The organism is Caulobacter sp. FG7, assembly GCF_057808875.1.
This window is the reverse complement of sequence record NZ_JBMDIW010000011.1, coordinates 142,660-158,232: the sequence shown is the minus strand read 5'-3', so window position 1 is coordinate 158,232 and position 15,573 is coordinate 142,660. Positions and strand designations below refer to the sequence as shown.

The following is a 15,573-nucleotide window of genomic DNA, read 5'->3' as shown; positions in this document are numbered from 1 at the left end:
GTCCTTCAAAGCCAGATCGTGTGCGGGCCGTCGATCGAGGGCTCGAGCGCTTCGCCTTGATAGAGCCGCTGCAGCGGCAAGGCGACTCGATCGGTCGGACCCGACTTGAACATCGGCCGGCCGAAGGCGGTGATGGCGGCGTGCTGTTTGTCGAGCGCGCGCCGATCCTGTTCGGCGACCGGGCGCACGAAGGCCAGGATCGCCTGGCGCTTCAGCCATGCCGGCGCGCGACCCTTGGGCGTGGTCCAGCACCCGAAGGCGCGAAATCGTTCGGGTGTTTCGGGTACGAAGAACGCCGTGGCGCACAGGGTGAGGCGGTCTTTCTTCTCCCAGCGCCCCTGGAAGGCGACCGGTGGAAGGTAGCGGCCGACGCTGCGCTGGCGGTCGCCTTCGAGCAGCCGGGACATCCAGCCTGTGTCGGGCTGGTCCTGGTCATAGGCGACCTCGAAGCCGCGGGGGCTCACGGTCAGCGTCTGGCGCACCGGCTGGCGGCGATGGCTGACCCGGATCAGCCCGTCGTGGACGAAGTTGGTATGGAATGGATCGAGAATGTTCTCGAGCGCGTCGAGGGCCCTCCCGCGCCAGGGCGGCTGGGTCCACCAGAAATGATCGTGGTCGGGGTCGCCGATCAGCGGTGGCAGAACGAGATCGGGCGCGGCCTCGTCGCGTTCCAGGCGCACGAACACCGCGCCGTGCCGTTCGATAGCCTCGATCGGGTGGGCGCTCAGCCGATCGAGCGACGCCTCGCCGTCCACGCCCGGAACCTCTATGCAGGCCCCAGACCCGTCGAACCGCCAGCCGTGGTAGGGGCATCGCAGCGCGCCCTGCACCACCTTGCCGTCGGACAGCGGATAGTTGCGATGCGGGCAGCGATCTTCCAGGACCGCCGCCACGCCGTCCTTTCCCCTGAACACGACGATCGGACGCCCGGCGACCTGGCGGGCGAGGGGCTTGGATTTCAGGTCCGCCGACAGGCAGACGGGCAGCCATGTCCGGTTCAATTGGGCCGGGTAGGGCGTCATCCGGCGGCCATCCTTTGCAGGGTTGGGGTCATGGCGTCGAGGGTCTTGGCCAGCAGGGCGTAGCCCGATCGGCGCCAGCGGGGGAGATGGCGGTCGAACACCATCTGGTGCTCCAGCGCCGGGGTGGCCCCGCGGTTGCGTTTGAAGACAGCGGCGCCGGCCGAGTAGTTCACCGCCAGACCCTGCGCCAAGGCGTGCCGCACCGACAAGGCCATGGCGATCCGATAGAGGCCCTGCGCTTGCGGACGCGTGCGGTCGTGACCCAGGAGCGGGCTCGCAAGCTCGTGTCCGCAAGCGTGATCGCCGGCGAAGGCGACGATCTCGCCGGACGGCGCGCGCACTAGGGCCAGCCGCAGCGCTCCGGCGGCGACGGCGACCGCCAGCGCCGCGTGGCTGTAGTCCGGATTGGTGCGCGAATACTTGGCCAGGTAGATGTCGGCATAGAGCGCGAGCAGGCGATCGATTTCCTCTGGCGTGGCGGTCTGCGCGGTCTCGACCGTCAGGGCTTGGGTCCTCGCCAGCTCGAGGTCGGCCCTGACGTCGGTGCGCGGCGCCCATTGCCGGGCCGGATCGGCCAGTCGCCAGACGACGCGGCTGAGCAGGGCCCGTCCGCCGGCCGCCCGCATCCGGTCGAGCAGGGCGGCGTGGTCGGCCAGGTTCAAGGACCGCCAGACGATCGCCCGGTCTGGGAAGGCCGCGCGCAGGGCGGCCAGGGCGTCGTCGAGATCCTCGCCAGGCCAGCGGCCATGCAGGCTGGTCGAGAACAGCATGTGGTTCACGTAGACCACCTTGTCGGCGCGGGTCGCGCGCAGGACGGCTTCGGCGACATGGGCGGCCAGCCGCGCGAGCAGGGCCTGGCCGCCTCGCAGCTCACGGTCGATCTCGTCGCGGAGCGTCCGGCCGTAGGTGACGACCGGCGAGGTCAGCCAGCAGCCCTGGGGACCTTCCGGCAGCACCAGCATGACGGCGCGGTCGCCAAGTTGCAGCGCCGCCAGCTCGAAGCGGGCGTTGCGTAGCGCCCCGGACGGGCCCAGCGCGGCCAACGCGCGCGCATAGCGCCCGACGGCCGGGTCTCCCCAGACGAGGTCGGGATCGTCGACGGCCGCGACCCGGACGGCGGTCAAGGCGCGGCTCCGTTCCATTCGATGTCGGCGGTCATGGCCGAGGCCAGGCTGCAGCCCGAGACCAGCGCGTCCAGGCCGAATGCCAGGCTGTCGACCAAGGCCCCGAGCAGCGGCAGTCGATCCCCGGGCGCGCCGATCACGTCGCGTCCCGCGCGGCGCAGGGCCAGCCACTCGGTCAAGCCGCCCGAGCCGAGGGCCGCGGGCAGGCCGAACAATCCGAACGCCGGCCCAAGATAGAGGAAGGGCGGCGCCTGGGGCTCGATGCAGGGCGCATTGTCGAGGAAAGCGCGGGCGAGGGCCGCGTCGCGCTGGAACAGGTGCACCCCGCTCGTCGCTCGCGGATTGCATTCGAGCAGCCAGGGCCGGCGGTCGGCGTCAAGGATCACGTCGCAGGCGAACTGTCCGTCGACCACGAGCCGCGAAGCCAGGGTTTGGGCCAGCGCGCGCAGAGCGGCCACGGCGGGCGCATCCGGCGCGACGAAGGCGTAGCTGGCGCCGCCGCGCTCGCGCCATCCGGAGCCGTAGGCGCTGAAGGCCGTCAGGCGTCCGCCCCGGGCGAGCGCGTAGAACGACATCTCGGTCCCGGCGACGTGGCGTTGGGCTACCCAGGGACGCTGCGCTGAGATCGCCAGGGTCGCTAGGCGGGCGGACGGCGGGCGGATCAGGGCATGGACGCCGAAGCGGGAATACTCCGGCTTGAACACCAGGGTCTCGGCCGGTGGTAGGTTGGCCAGGTCGCCCGGATCGTTCAGCGTCCAGGTCTCCGGTGCGGGCAGTTCCAGCTCGGCGCAGGCCTTGGCGAACAGTCGCTTGGAATGCAGGGTCCGCAATCGCGCGATCGGCGGCGCGAACAGCACGCGGGCCAGGGCGGGGCGATGCTCGGCCAGGGCGGCCAGGTGAAAGACCTCCTCGCAGGCCGGAACCACCAAGGCCGGCCGCAGGGTTTCGAGCAAACGGTCGATGTCGGTCGCGAAGGCGGCGGGCCGGCGGACGGGCGAGGCGTAGCGCCCCACTGTGGCCGGCGTCCGCGACCATAGAGCCGTGCGGCATGGGCTGCAGTCGGCCATATGCACCTTGTGGCCGGCGGCGCGAAAGGCGCGGGCCAGGTCCAGGGCCGCCGGTGCGCGCGCGCCGGTGATCAGGACGACGGAGCCGCCGTTCATGCCAGCCACCGGACGCGTCGCCGCTTGGGCCAGGTGTCCACCGTATCGACCGCCTCGACCTTGACCGGCCAGTCGACGCCGCGCGCCGCCAGCAGGGCCTGCAGCGCGGCGCCGACGACCTCTCGATGCCGACTGTCGGCGACGAAGGCGCGAACGCCGGCCGACGAGGCCTCGGCGCGCCAGCGGTTGAACGGCGGGGCGACGGCGTCTACCGCCGTTTCGACCTCGCGCGGAAAGATCAGGGTCGCGCCGCGCCGCCAGACGTCGCCGACACGGCCCTCGACCGGCAGGATCGCCAGGCGCGGCGAACCGCATGCGCAAGGAGGGGCGGGCTCGATCAGGTCATCCAGCCGCACCCTGACCATCGGCTGGCCCTTGCGGCGCAGGTCGGTGATGATCGGGGCGAACCGCTGCGAGCCGGGGATCGGATCGCGCTCGACGATCAGCCCCTCTTCGTTGAGGTGCAGGGTCCCCAGGCGGCAGGGCGCGCCCAGGAAGCCTTCCGTGGCCTGGTAGAGCGGTGTGGGCTTCAGGCCGAAGACCTCGGCCAGGCGCAGGCTCTCGGCCTGGGCCATCGGTTCGGCGCCATAGAACAGACCTTCCAGTCGCGGCCGCCGGCCGCCGGCCTCGATCTGCTCGGCCAGGGCCGCCAGGACGTGGGGCGGCGCCACCAGATGGGTCGGCGCGAAGGCTTCGAGCGCCCTCAGCTGGGCTTGCGGCTGCTCGTCCAGGCCGATGAAGGCGAAGGCCGCTCCGGCGGCCTGGATGTCTTCATAGAGCTTGTTGTTGGCGCGCAGGATCAGGGCGGCGCGGATGGGACGCAGCAGGCCGGCCGGGGCGATCAGCCGCGCCAGCAGCGTCCCGATATAGTGATCGCGTTCGGCGGGGGTGGTCAGGAAGACGCCGCGCAGGCCTTCGCTCCCGGTCGAGAAGCCGGCCTGAACGCCGTCGGGCAGGGCGACTGGGCGGCCGTCCTCGGCGGCCTGGGCTGCGGCGTGGATCTCCGCGGCGCCGAGGCCCAGGCTGTTCCAGGCGCCAAGGTCGATGCGCAGATCGGCTGGCTCGCGCACCGGAAACGCCTCCAGCGGCCGGCCGGCGAGCGCCGACAGGGCTGGCGTGCGGGCCAGGGCCGGCGCGAGCGCGCGCCAGAGGCGTTGCTGGTGCGCTTGAAGAGCCACGCGGTCGCGCAGCCTGGCGTCGTTGCGGCGACCGGCGACATAGGCCGCGGCGATCCGGCCCGCGCGCAGCAGGCTCAAGCGACCACGGCCGCGGCGGCAGCCGCTTCCCGACAATGCGACGGCGCCAGCGCCACCTCTTCACCGGCCCGGGCATGCAGCAGGTGCAGGTCGGCCAAGGTGCGCCGGTAGCGGTCGGTGCGGCCCAGAAGCGCGGTCGTCAGCGCAGGCGGCGGACGGTTTTCGCGGATCGCCCGCAGCGACCAGGCCGCGTCGCCGACGAAAAGATGCAGGCGGTCGTCGCGGCCGCGCGCGGCCAGCCCCCAATGGCCGACGCAGTGCCCCGGCAGTTCGACGGCCAGCAGGCTGCCGTCGCCCAGGAGGTCGACGCCGGTTTCGAACGGAGCGAGGGCGGAGGGCAGGGCGGTTCTCGGCCGCTCCTCGAAGAACACGGCGCGCGCTTCGGCGTCCGGCGGCACAAGGCCCGGCAGCAGGCCCTGGCGAACGCCGGAGAACCGCTTGACGCGATGGATCTGGTCCAGTCCGGCGCGGCTGCAATAGATCTTCGCGCGCGGAAAGGCGGGCAGGCCGGCGATGTGGTCGCCGTGGAAGTGCGAGATGATGACGCCGCGGATGTCGTCCGGCTTCAGGCCAAAGCGGTCGATCTGGCGGGCGACGGCCTCGCCCTCGGCCAGCTTCACCGGCGTGGCCAGGGCATAGAGACGCTCTGGCCAGCGGCGCGTGGCGCGCATGAAGGCCGGATCATAGCCGGTGTCCCACAGCAGCGGGCCTTCGGTCGGGTGCAGGATCAGTGCGCTCAGCGCCGGGAAGTCGACCGGACAGAGGCTGCCGCCGCGCAGGGCCGCCGCCTCGGGGTGCAGGCAGGAACCGGCCTGCAGCAGATGAATCTCACAGCGCGTGGCGATCATGGCCATGACCCTTCCGCCTGGCGTCGTGCAAGATCAAGCGCCGTCGCGCGAGCGTCGTGAAGCGGCGCATAGCCCAGGTCCCGGCGGGCCGCGGTCAGGTCGAAGGTCTGGGAGAAGGCCAGGGTGGCCGCGCCGTAGACCGTCAGGCGCGGTTCGGGACGTCCCGGGGTCAGGCGGGCGACGATCTCGGCCAGGGCGGCGCCGGCGTGGAGCAGCGGCCAAGGCGCCGGCGCAAGCCGCAGGGACCGCCCTGTCGCGGCCGCCAGCGACAGGGCGAAGTCGCGGACGCTGACCGGCGCGCCGCCGGAGACGTTGAACGCCCTGCCGCCGACGGCGGCTCCCCTGCGGTCGGCCAGGATCAGCGCGCGGGCGGCGTCGCGGACGTCGGTCAACTCCACCAGCGCCCGCCCGTCGCGCGGCAATGGCGCCCAGCCGCGCGAGACGAGGGCCAGCAGGCGCGGCAGCAGGACCTTGTCGTCCGCTCCCACCAGGGCGCGGGGGCGCAGGGCCACGGTGAAGAAGTCTGGCGTGTTGGCGGCCAACACCAGGCGTTCGGCGGCCAGCTTGGTCCGCGCATAGTCGTTCAGGGGGCGCGGGGCCGGCGCATCGGCTTCGGTCAGCGCGATGCGATCGCGCGTCTCGGCATAGATCGAGGGCGAAGAGACGAACACCATGCCCTGGCAGCCGGCGTGTCGCGCGGCCTCCAGCAGGGTGCGCGTCATCCCGACATTGGCCAACTCGAAGGCCTCCGCGGGGCCCCAGGGACTGGACAGCGCTGCAGCGTGGAAGACCACGTCGACGCCGGCGCACAGCGCCGCGGCCCGGCCCGGATCCTCGACCAGGTCGGCCTCGACCATATCGGTCCCCAGAGCCCGCAGACGGTCGGCCGCCACGCGGTCGCGCCCGGTCGCCCGCACCTTGTAGCCCTCGGCCAGGAGAGCCGCGGTCAGGGCCAGGCCAAGCCCGCCCGTCGCGCCTGTGACCAGCGCGCGACGCATCAGACGCGCAGCACCATGGCGCCGACGCTGACGCCCGCGGCCGAACCGAGCAGCAGCACCGTCGCGCCAGGCGTCAGGCGTCCATCGGTCCAGGCCTGGTGCAGGGCCGTTGGCAGGGAGGCCGCGATCTGGTTGCCGTGGTCGGCGAAGATGTCGACCACCCGCCCGGGATCGCCGCCCATGAGCCGCCGCAGGTGCTCCAGGCCCGGTCGGCTGGCCTGGTGGGGAACGACGAGGTCGACGCCGGCGCGGTCGAGTCCGGCCTTGGCCAGCACCCGGTCGATCAGCGGCGGCAAGTGTCGGGCGGCCGCCTTGAAGACGCCGAAAGCGTCCATCTGGAAGGTGGCCGCGTCATGGAAGGCCTCCAGCCCGTCGGCGAGGCGTACGCGTGAACCGCCGGCGCGCAACATGGCCAGGTTCCGACCTTCGCCATAACTCTCCAGGCCCCAGGCCAACTGGGCCGATCCTTCGGCGGTCTCGCCCGCCTCGAGGCAGGCCGCCGCCGCACCATCGCCGAAGATCGCGCTGGCGGCCGGGTCGCGCCAATCCAGCCCGGCCGAGGCGATGTCGCTGGACACCACCAGGGCCCGCCGCCAGCGACCGGTCGCAAAGCCCATGGCGGCCACGTCCAGAGCCGTCAGGAAGGGACAGGCAGGTCTGATTGACGTCGAAGGCCGGGATTCCCGACCGCCCCAGTCCCAAGGCCTGCTGAATGAGAAGCGAGGTTCCGGGGATCGGTTGCTCCATGACGCCGCCGGCGCCGATCAGCACGTCGAAATCGCCGTGGCCCCATCCGGCCGCCGCCAGGGCCTCACGCGCAGCGGCCGCCCCCATCATCGAGGCGGTCTCGTCGGGCGCGGCATAGCGGCGTGACGCAATGCCGAACTGGCTCTGCGTCCAGCCGATCTCCCGGCCGTAGCGGGCGTCCAGCATGTCGGAAGGCGTCAGCTCTCGCGGCGCATAGACGCCCAGGCCCACTATACGAAGGGGCGTGACGCCATCCATGGTTCCTGCCTCTCGCACTAGGCCGCAACGCATAGTCGTGCCTTGGAGGCTCCACAATGGGCGAGAGCGTCGTCGGCTTGGGCGTCCGTCAGCCGGCGCCCCGACGCGGCGGCAATCCAGCGGTCATGCCGATCTCGTTCCCGGCCGGCCTTGTCAGCACGAGCCCATCGCCTCGGATCGTCTGGTCTGGAGCACTGCCGCCCGCCGCCATTGCGAAGGCGTCGCGCCCGTCAGCCCGCCGAACGTGCGGGTAAAATGGGCTTGGTCGGTGAAGCCGCAGGCCAAGGCTATCTGGCAAAGACTCGTAGTGCTCCGGACCATCATCGATTGGGCGTGTTCGATCCGGCGGTGGGCCACGAACCGCGAGAAGGTCACGCCGAAGGATTGGCGAAACCGACGAGAGAAATAGCTCGGGCTGAGCTTGGCGCGTGCGGCGGCGGTCTTGATCGACAGCCGGCCCCCCAGCCCGTCATCGACGTAGTCGCGCACCCGTCGAGCCTGCCAGGGCAGAAGCCCTTCCCATCGGGAGGCCTCAACCGGGACCAAAGGGTGTTCGGCGCGGACGGGCGCTTGGCGGACAGGGTCTGCGCCTTGGCCTGCGTTGATTTCAATCTGCGCCACGCGCTTTCTCCACGGACTAAGGTGTTCGCAAATGACCCTAGGCCTGGGGAGGGAGCTGCAGGAGTAAAGCGCAGTAAAGGCTAGTGAAGCGTCGGTTTTCCCGGTCGCGCGCTCCAGCGCATGGCGTGGTCCATCCGCGGAATGTGCGAGTTTTTGCAGGGCGCCGCGCAGCGGCGCGCGTCATCGACCATTTCATTCAAGCCGTCACGCCCAGGAAAGCCAAGGTTCGAGCCGATCAGCGGACGCCTAGTGCATCGCCGCCATCCTGCTCGCCGCGCGTCGCCTGGCCGCGGTCCGCCATCCAGATGGAGCGTTCTCGTGAAGCCCTACCTTCTTTCGCTCGGCGCCGGACTCCTGGTGGGCGTGATCTACGCCTTGCTGGGCGTGCGCTCGCCCGCGCCGCCGGTCATCGCGCTGATCGGCCTGATGGGCATTCTGATCGGCGAACAGGCCGTGCCGATCGTCAAGCGGCTGGTCGCCGGCGCTTCGGTCGTGGCCTTCATCAAGTCCGACTGCGCCGTCCACGTCCTTGGCCCACAGGCGGCCAAGCCGGGGGAGGCGGGGGATCCCCCGGTTCAGGCATGAACCTCAGCCGTCGGCAGACCCTGTCGCTGGGCGCCGCTCTTCTTTCCAGTTCCGCTTTCGCCGAAAGGGGCTCCATGCCCGACCTCATTCTCGTCAACGCCAAGATCACGACCCTAGATCGCGGCAATCCCACCGCCGCGGCCGTGCTGATCCGCGACGGGCGGTTCGTCGCCGTCGGCGAGGAGGGCGAGGTGCGCGCCGCCGCCCAGGCCGACGCCCAGGTGATCGACCTGGGCGGCCGTCGCGTCATTCCGGGCCTGATCGACAGCCACATGCACATCATCCGTGGCGGCTTGAACTACAATATGGAGCTGCGCTGGGACGGCGTGCCGACCCTGGCTGACGCCATGGCCATGCTGAAGAGGCAGGCGGCCAACACCCCGCCGCCGCAATGGGTGCGCGTGGTCGGCGGTTTCACCGAGCACCAGTTCGTCGAGAAGCGCCTGCCGACCCTGGACGAACTGAACGCCGCCGCGCCGCAGACGCCGGTGTTCATTCTGCACCTCTACGACCGCGCATTGTTGAACGCGGCGGCCCTGCGTGCGGTAGGCTACACCAAGGACACGCCCAACCCGCCCGGCGGCGAGATTCAGCGCGACGCGGCCGGCAATCCCACAGGGCTGCTGCTGGCCCAGCCGAACGCGACGATCCTCTACGCCACCCTGGCCAAGGGCCCCAAGCTTCCGCCCGAATATCAGCTGAACTCCACCCGTCACTTCATGCGCGAGATGAACCGCCTGGGCGTGACCAGCGTGATCGACGCGGGCGGTGGTTTTCAGAACTATCCCGACGACTACGCGATCATCGAGAAGCTGCACATCGACGACCAGCTGACCCTGAGGATCAGCTACAATCTCTTCACCCAGAAGCCGAAGGCCGAACTGGCCGACTTCCAGAGCTGGTCCAGGCAGGTCAAACCCGGCCAGGGCGACGACAAGTATCGCCACAACGGCGCGGGCGAGATGCTGGTCTACAGCGCCGCCGACTTCGAGGACTTCCGCGTCGCCCGGCCCGAGATGCCGGCCAACATGGAGGCCGACCTGGAGCCGGTGATCCGCCATCTGGTCGAGAACCGATGGCCCTGGCGGCTGCACGCCACCTATGACGAGACGATCAGTCGGGCGCTGGACGTCTACGAGAAGGTCAACCGCGACATGCCGTTCGACGGTCTGCACTGGTTCTTCGACCACGCCGAGACGATCAGCGAGCGCAACATCGACCGTATCGCGGCCCTGGGCGGCGGCATCGCCGTGCAGCATCGGATGGCCTATCAGGGCGAGGACTTCATTGAGCGCTATGGGGCCAAGGCCGCCGAGGCGACGCCTCCGATCGGCAAGATGCTGAGGGCCGGGATCCCGGTGGGCGCCGGCACGGATGCGACCCGCGTGGCCAGCTACAATCCTTGGGTGTCGCTGAACTGGCTGGTCACCGGCAAGACGGTGGGCGGAACGCGCCTCTACCCGCCGGCCAACCGCCTGGACCGCGAGGAGGCCCTGCGGCTGTGGACCACCGCCAACACCTGGTTCTCGAACGAGGAGGGCAAGAAGGGCCAGATCGCGGTCGGCCAGCTGGCGGATCTGGCGGTGCTCAGCGACGACTACATGACCGTGTCCGAGGACCAGATCCCGCACCTGTCGTCGGTGCTCACCCTGCTGGGGGGGAAGGTGGTCCACGGCGAAGGCGGCTTTGGCAAGCTGGCGCCGGCCCTGCCGCCGCCGATGCCCGACTGGTCGCCGGTGCGGATCTTCGGCGGCTACCAGGACCGTTCCCGCCAGCACGCCCGCGCCCTGGCCAGCGCCTGCGGCTGCGCCAGCGCCTGCAACGTCCACGGTCACGACCACGCCGCCGCCCTGGGCGCCGAGGCCCCGACCGCCGACGCAAGCGCCTTCTGGGGCGTGATGGGCTGCGGCTGCTGGGCGGTCTGATGAAAGGAACATCGAACATGACGAGCACGGGCTTTACCCGTCGCGAGACCTTGAAGGCCTCGGCGGGGGTCCTGGGCGCGGGCCTTGCCGCCACGGCGAGCCGCGCGCTGGCGGAGATTCCCCAGGCCGAGGGCTTTGCGAACGTCCCGGGCGGCAAGGTCTATTGGCGAAAGTTCGGGGGCGGGAACAAGACGCCGCTGCTGACCCTGCATGGCGGACCCGGTTCATCGCACAGCTATCTGCTTCCCCTTCAGGCGCTGGCCGACGAGCGTCCGGTCATCTTCTACGATCAGCTCGGATGCGGACGGTCGGACGCGCCGGACGAGGACAGTGCGTATTCGATCCAGCGCTCGGTCGACGAGGTGGACGCGGTCCGCGCCGCCCTAGGCCTGGATCAGGTGGTGTTGCTGGGGCACTCGTGGGGCGCGCTGCTGGCCGTGGAATATCTTTGCCAAGGGCGGGGCAGGGGCGTCGACCGTCTGATCCTGAGCGGCGCCATGGCCAGCATTCCGCAGGTCGTGGCCGGCTTCGAGCGCCTGTTCGCCACCATGCCCGACGACTGGGGCGGCAAGATCCACGCCCTGGAAAAGGCCGGCAGGACGGGCACGCCCGAGTACGCCGAGCTCGTCCAGAAGTTCTACGACACCTTCGTGCTGCGTGTTCCGCCAAGTCCCGAGGTCCTGGCGACCCTGGAGGCGCTTTCAAGGTCGCCGGCCTACCGCGTGCTCAACGGCCCCAACGAGTTCACCATCGTCGGCAAGATGAAGGACTGGGATCGCCGCAAGGACCTCAAGGCGATCACCCAGAAGACCCTGATCACCACCGGCGAGTTCGACGAGGTCACCCTCGACTGTCACGAGACCCTTCGCGACGGCATCGCCGGCAAGGCGCGCCTGGCCGTGATGACCGGCTGCTCGCACCTGACGATGAACGAGAAGCCGGCTCAGTATAACGCCCTGCTGCGCGGTTTCCTGAACGAAGCCTAGAAGCGTCGAGGTCGGCGAGGGGGAGAGTTCCCTCGTCGACCTGGCGTTCAAAGCTGCGGGCCCGCTTCGACCTTGGCCAGCCGATCGGCCATGCGCACGAGTTCGGGCAGGGATTCAGCCTCCATCTTCTTCATCACCTGGCTGCGATGGAGTTTGACCGTGGCTTCGGTGATGGCGACCCGCTCGGCGATCTGCTTGTTGAGCAGGCCGGCCGCGACCAGCACGAAGACCTGCCGTTCGCGCTCGGAGAGGGTGGCGTGGCGGGCGGCCAGCGCCTGGTCGAGCCTGGCTTCACCTCGGCGTTGCTGGTCCTTGGCCAGGGCGCGGTTCACCGCCTCCAGCAGATCCTGCTCGCGCACCGGCTTGGTCAGCACGTCGATCGCGCCTGCCTTCATCGCCCGCACAGCCATCTGGACGTCGACATGGGCGCTGATCAGCACGACCGACTGGGCCGCCCCGCTTCGGGCCAGGGCTTCCTGGAATTCGAGGCCGCTGCGACCGGGAAGCCGAATGTCGAGCACGATGCAGCCGGCGCGTTCCAGTTGGCCGGCGTCGAGGAACGCCTGGACCGATCCATAGATCTCGGTCATCAGGCCCACCGACTGGAAGAGCGCCCGCAGCGCCTCGCGGACGCTCTCGTCGTCGTCGATGACCACGACGAGCGCGTCGCTGTCCTTAGCGCTGGGAAACATGAACGCCGTGTCCTTCCGCCAAGGGCAGGGTGAAGCTGAAGACGCCGCCGCGGGCGCCATGGTTGGCCGCCCAGATCCTGCCCCCATGGGCCTCGAGGATCGAGCGGCAGATGGCAAGGCCCATCCCGATACCTTCCGGCTTGGTGCTGAAGAACGCCTCGAACAGGCGGTCAGGGTCGTCGGGGGCGAGGCCGGGGCCCGTATCCGTCACGGTCACGAGGGCCTCGCCCTCACGTGTCTGGGCGCGCACGGTCAGCAACCTGGGGCCCGCCGCCGAGCCGGCCATGGCTTCAACGCCGTTCATGATCAGGTTGAGGATCACCTGCTGCAACTGCGTCGTGTCGCCGAGGATGGCGGTCGCGCCGTCGTCCAGCTCGGCCCTGGCGATCACGTCGTGGCGCTTGAACTCACCGCGCAGCAGGTCGAGGACCGGCTGAACGACATCGTCCAGGCTGACGCGGTCCATTCGAGGCGCGGACTTGCGGGCCAGGCTGCGCAGGCTGGTGATGATGTCGCCGGCCCGGTGGCCGTCCCGGACAATGCGCTCGGCCGCCTGACGCGCCATGGCGATGTCGGTCTGGGCGCCGCTCAGCCAGCGCAGGCAGGCGCTGGCATTGGTGACCACGCCCATCAGCGGCTGATTGACTTCATGGGCGATCGATACGGCCAGCTCGCCGATCGTGGTCATCCGCGTGACGTGGGCCAGATCGCTCTGGCTCTGGCGCAGATCCTCTTCGGCGCGCTTGCGGTTTTCGATGTCGACATTGACCCCGAACCACCGGGTCAGGTTGCCCTGCTCGTCGAAGAACGGGCAGGCCCGGATCAGGAACCAGCGATACTCGCCGTCGGCCCGCCGCAGGCGCAGCTCGGCTTCGCCGGGCGTGCCGGCGGCGATGATGTCCGTCCACATTTCCAGGATGTGGTCGCGGTCGTGGGGGTGGATGTAGTCGGCGAACTTGAAGCCCAGGACGTCCTCTAGCCTTGCGCCTGCATAGTCCAGGTACTGCTGGCTCCAGAACCGCGTGGCGCCTTTGGCGTCGGACGACCAGGTCAGGCCCGGGATCGAGGAGATGATCTGCTGCAGTTCACGCTCGCTGTCGCGCAGCGCCGCCTCGCTGGCGCGAACCGTGTCCTGCGCGACCTTGCGGTCCTCGATGTCGATATTGACCCCGAACCACTCGGCCAGATGTCCGGCGCTGTCGAACGAGGGGCTCGCGCGAAACAGCATCCAGCGGTAGCTGCCGTCCGCTCGGCGAAGACGGGCCTCGTGCTCGTTGGCGCGGCCTTGGGCGAAAGCATTCTCCCAGGCCGCGAAGAGGTCCTCGGCGTCCTGGGGGTGGATGGCGTCGCGCCACGCGCCCGCCAGGGCGTGCTCGGCGTCGAGACCTATGTAGTCGAGGTACTGCTGGCTCAGGAAGGTGATCTCACCGTCCGGGGCCGCCGACCAGACGAGGCCGGGAACGGCGTTGATGATGTGCTCGAGCCGCCGCTCGTTATCACGCAGCGCGGCCTCGCTGGTCCGCAAGGCGTCCTCTGCTCGCTTCCTGTCCTCGATATCGACGACGATGCCGTACCATTTGAGAACGTTGCCATCGTCGTCCAGCAGCGGGTTCTGGCGAAGGGCGAACCATCTGTATTCGCCGTCACGGCCCCTCATGCGGCCTTCGGTCTCCTGGGGCCGTACTGAACCGACGACCTCGTTCCAGGTCGAGCGCAGGCGCTCCACGTCTTCGGGGTGAAAGAGCCGATAGAAGCCATCGCCCTCGATCTCTTCGAAGGCGACGCCCGCAAAATCCAGGAAAGGCTGATTCCACGAATCCAGCATGCCGTCGGGCTTTGTCGACCAGACCATCGCCGGGATGGTGCTGATCGTGAGGCTCAGCGCCCGCTCGCTTTCCCTGAGCGCGGCTTCGCTTTCCCGCAGCGCGTTCTCGGCGCGCTGCAGATCCTCGATGTCGACATTGCATCCGAACCAGCGGACAGCCCCGTTGGCGTCGGTGATCTTGCGGCCCGCGAAGTAGAACCAGCGGTACAGGCCGTCCGCGCCGCGAATACGCCCCTTGAGCGCGGTCTGGTCGTTGTAGGTGATGTCCCGGGTCCAGGTCTCCATCATGCCCGGGACATCGTCGGGGTGGTAGAGATCCAGGAACCCCCATTCCAGGATCTTGTCCGCCGGCTCGCCGGCATAGTCGCGCCAGCTCTGGTTGATGAAGTCGGCGCTGCCGTCGGGGCGCGCCGACCAGACCAGCACCGGCAGGGAGTTGACGATCAGATCCAGGTTCTGCTCGCTGGCCAGCAGGGCGGCCTGAGCTTCCTCGAGCGCCGTTTCGGCGCGCTTGCGATCCTCGATGTCGGCGCCCGCGCCATACCATTTGATGACGTTGCCGTCCGCGTCGAACAGCGGGTTCTGTCGCAGGACGAACCAGCGATACTCGCCATCGGCCCGGCGGATGCGGCCCTCGACGTCGCGCGGGCGCTTGGTGGCCATGATCTCCTGCCAGGAGGCCAGCAGATGGGCGGTGTCGTCCGGATGGAAGATCGGCCAGAAGCCCTGGCCGCTGATCTCCTCGGCGGTCCAGCCGACGAAGTCGACGAAGTTCTGGTTGCAGAAGTCGATCAGGCCGTCCGGCGTCGTCGACCAGGCCATGGTCGGGATGGTGTTGATGGTCAGGTGCAGGCGCCATTCGCTTTCCGCCAGCGCTTGGGCGGATGGTGGATCGGCGCGCTGGTCCTCAGGCGGCTGGCGATCACTCAGTTCACGCATCTCGCGGCAGGCCAGGCTGGTCTGCGCGGCGGCGATCTTCAGTTTCGAGCGCTCCTGACTGTTCGGAAAGCCTTCGCGGCGCGCGCCGGCGAGGATCACGCCGATGCCGGCGCTGACGCCAAGCGCGCACGCGGCCACCGATACGGGCTGGCCGCCCAGGGACAGTCGGGTCTCGGTTGCGCCGTGGTCCGACCAGGCTTCCAGCGCGGCGCGAAGGTCGTCCGGCGCGCAGGTCGGCGCAAAGTCCGAAGCCACCCGAAGAAAGACGTGCGTGGTGTCGTTGAAGCGCAGGCCCACGAAGTCCAGCCCGAGCATGTCGAGCAAGGTCTCCAGCACGCTTTCGGCGATGGACGTGGGGTCTAGGCCGATCCACGCCTCGGGCAGGCGGCCCAGGCGCTCAAGATCGTGTTCGAGCTGTTCCAGAATCCGACTTTCGGCCGTCAGCGGCATGACGTGCGGAGGTGCCACAAGGAGCCCTTTGTCTTGTCTCTCCGACGCAGCCGCAGCCTATCGTGATCGAAGCGCCGCTTCCACCTCGACCAAGGTCGAGCCGGGTTCGACGATAGGCTAGGGAGCGCCCGGGG

At 69.6% G+C, this 15,573-nt stretch carries 13 protein-coding genes; 3 read left to right on the top strand and 10 right to left on the bottom strand.

Annotated features, from left to right (window positions below; translation table 11 throughout):
* Positions 1–5 precede the first annotated feature (5 nt).
* The 8 genes from ACODR1_RS11400 to ACODR1_RS11365 form a co-directional block, all read right to left on the bottom strand.
* Positions 6–1,022, bottom strand: coding sequence for a Rieske 2Fe-2S domain-containing protein (locus ACODR1_RS11400; protein ID WP_488880547.1), 1,017 nt, complete (start codon positions 1,020–1,022; stop codon positions 6–8).
* A complete protein-coding gene (locus tag ACODR1_RS11395; RefSeq protein ID WP_488880546.1) occupies positions 1,019–2,146 on the bottom strand; it encodes a hypothetical protein in 1,128 nt (375 codons plus the stop codon). The genes ACODR1_RS11400 and ACODR1_RS11395 overlap by 4 nt, the downstream gene beginning before the upstream one ends.
* Positions 2,143–3,309 carry an ATP-grasp domain-containing protein gene (locus tag ACODR1_RS11390; RefSeq protein ID WP_488880545.1) on the bottom strand — a complete coding sequence of 389 codons (1,167 nt, stop codon included), beginning with the start codon at positions 3,307–3,309 and terminating at the stop codon, positions 2,143–2,145. The genes ACODR1_RS11395 and ACODR1_RS11390 overlap by 4 nt, the downstream gene beginning before the upstream one ends.
* Entirely contained in the window at positions 3,306–4,565 is a 1,260-nt protein-coding gene (locus tag ACODR1_RS11385) for a cell division protein FtsA (RefSeq protein ID WP_488880544.1), read from the bottom strand. Before ACODR1_RS11385 ends, ACODR1_RS11390 begins: the two co-directional genes overlap by 4 nt.
* Entirely contained in the window at positions 4,562–5,419 is an 858-nt protein-coding gene (locus ACODR1_RS11380) for an MBL fold metallo-hydrolase (protein ID WP_488880543.1), read from the bottom strand. Before ACODR1_RS11380 ends, ACODR1_RS11385 begins: the two co-directional genes overlap by 4 nt.
* The gene (locus ACODR1_RS11375; RefSeq protein WP_488880542.1) at positions 5,410–6,411 is read right to left on the bottom strand and encodes an NAD-dependent epimerase/dehydratase family protein; all 1,002 of its coding nucleotides are present in this window, start codon (positions 6,409–6,411) and stop codon (positions 5,410–5,412) included. Before ACODR1_RS11375 ends, ACODR1_RS11380 begins: the two co-directional genes overlap by 10 nt.
* Entirely contained in the window at positions 6,411–7,028 is a 618-nt protein-coding gene (locus ACODR1_RS11370) for a 3-oxoacyl-[acyl-carrier-protein] synthase III C-terminal domain-containing protein (RefSeq protein WP_488880541.1), read from the bottom strand. Before ACODR1_RS11370 ends, ACODR1_RS11375 begins: the two co-directional genes overlap by 1 nt.
* A gap of 541 nt (positions 7,029–7,569) precedes the next feature.
* Positions 7,570–8,037 carry a helix-turn-helix domain-containing protein gene (locus tag ACODR1_RS11365; RefSeq protein WP_488880540.1) on the bottom strand — a complete coding sequence of 156 codons (468 nt, stop codon included), beginning with the start codon at positions 8,035–8,037 and terminating at the stop codon, positions 7,570–7,572.
* A gap of 318 nt (positions 8,038–8,355) precedes the next feature.
* On the opposite strand from ACODR1_RS11365, the gene ACODR1_RS11360 reads away from it, so the two are divergent.
* The 3 genes from ACODR1_RS11360 (at position 8,356) to ACODR1_RS11350 (ending at position 11,533) form a co-directional block, all read left to right on the top strand.
* Positions 8,356–8,622, top strand: a complete 267-nt coding sequence (locus tag ACODR1_RS11360; protein ID WP_488880539.1) for a XapX domain-containing protein — start codon at positions 8,356–8,358, stop codon at positions 8,620–8,622.
* A 74-nt stretch (positions 8,623–8,696) separates the two neighbouring features.
* The gene (locus ACODR1_RS11355) at positions 8,697–10,547 is read left to right on the top strand and encodes an amidohydrolase (RefSeq protein ID WP_488880538.1); all 1,851 of its coding nucleotides are present in this window, start codon (positions 8,697–8,699) and stop codon (positions 10,545–10,547) included.
* Between the two features lie 17 nt (positions 10,548–10,564).
* A complete protein-coding gene (locus ACODR1_RS11350) occupies positions 10,565–11,533 on the top strand; it encodes a proline iminopeptidase-family hydrolase (protein WP_488880537.1) in 969 nt (322 codons plus the stop codon).
* Between the two features lie 47 nt (positions 11,534–11,580).
* Here the strand turns inward: ACODR1_RS11350 and ACODR1_RS11345 are convergent, their stop codons facing one another.
* The gene (locus tag ACODR1_RS11345) at positions 11,581–12,225 is read right to left on the bottom strand and encodes a response regulator transcription factor (protein WP_488880536.1); all 645 of its coding nucleotides are present in this window, start codon (positions 12,223–12,225) and stop codon (positions 11,581–11,583) included.
* Positions 12,209–15,457: a PAS domain-containing sensor histidine kinase gene (locus ACODR1_RS11340; RefSeq protein WP_488880535.1), complete on the bottom strand. Its 3,249-nt coding sequence runs from the start codon at positions 15,455–15,457 to the stop codon at positions 12,209–12,211. Before ACODR1_RS11340 ends, ACODR1_RS11345 begins: the two co-directional genes overlap by 17 nt.
* Positions 15,458–15,573: the final 116 nt, after the last annotated feature.

What these genes read in the sequence shown, in the direction of transcription:
- ACODR1_RS11400 (WP_488880547.1), bottom strand. Translation starts at nt 1,022, where the DNA reads ATGACGCCCTACCCGGCCCAATTGAACCGGACATGGCTGCCCGTCTGC.
- ACODR1_RS11390 (WP_488880545.1), bottom strand. Translation starts at nt 3,309, where the DNA reads ATGAACGGCGGCTCCGTCGTCCTGATCACCGGCGCGCGCGCACCGGCG.
- ACODR1_RS11380 (WP_488880543.1), bottom strand. Translation starts at nt 5,419, where the DNA reads ATGGCCATGATCGCCACGCGCTGTGAGATTCATCTGCTGCAGGCCGGT.
- ACODR1_RS11375 (WP_488880542.1), bottom strand. Translation starts at nt 6,411, where the DNA reads ATGCGTCGCGCGCTGGTCACAGGCGCGACGGGCGGGCTTGGCCTGGCC.
- ACODR1_RS11370 (WP_488880541.1), bottom strand. Translation starts at nt 7,028, where the DNA reads ATGGGCTTTGCGACCGGTCGCTGGCGGCGGGCCCTGGTGGTGTCCAGC.
- ACODR1_RS11355 (WP_488880538.1), top strand. Translation starts at nt 8,697, where the DNA reads ATGCCCGACCTCATTCTCGTCAACGCCAAGATCACGACCCTAGATCGC.
- ACODR1_RS11350 (WP_488880537.1), top strand. Translation starts at nt 10,565, where the DNA reads ATGACGAGCACGGGCTTTACCCGTCGCGAGACCTTGAAGGCCTCGGCG.
- ACODR1_RS11345 (WP_488880536.1), bottom strand. Translation starts at nt 12,225, where the DNA reads ATGTTTCCCAGCGCTAAGGACAGCGACGCGCTCGTCGTGGTCATCGAC.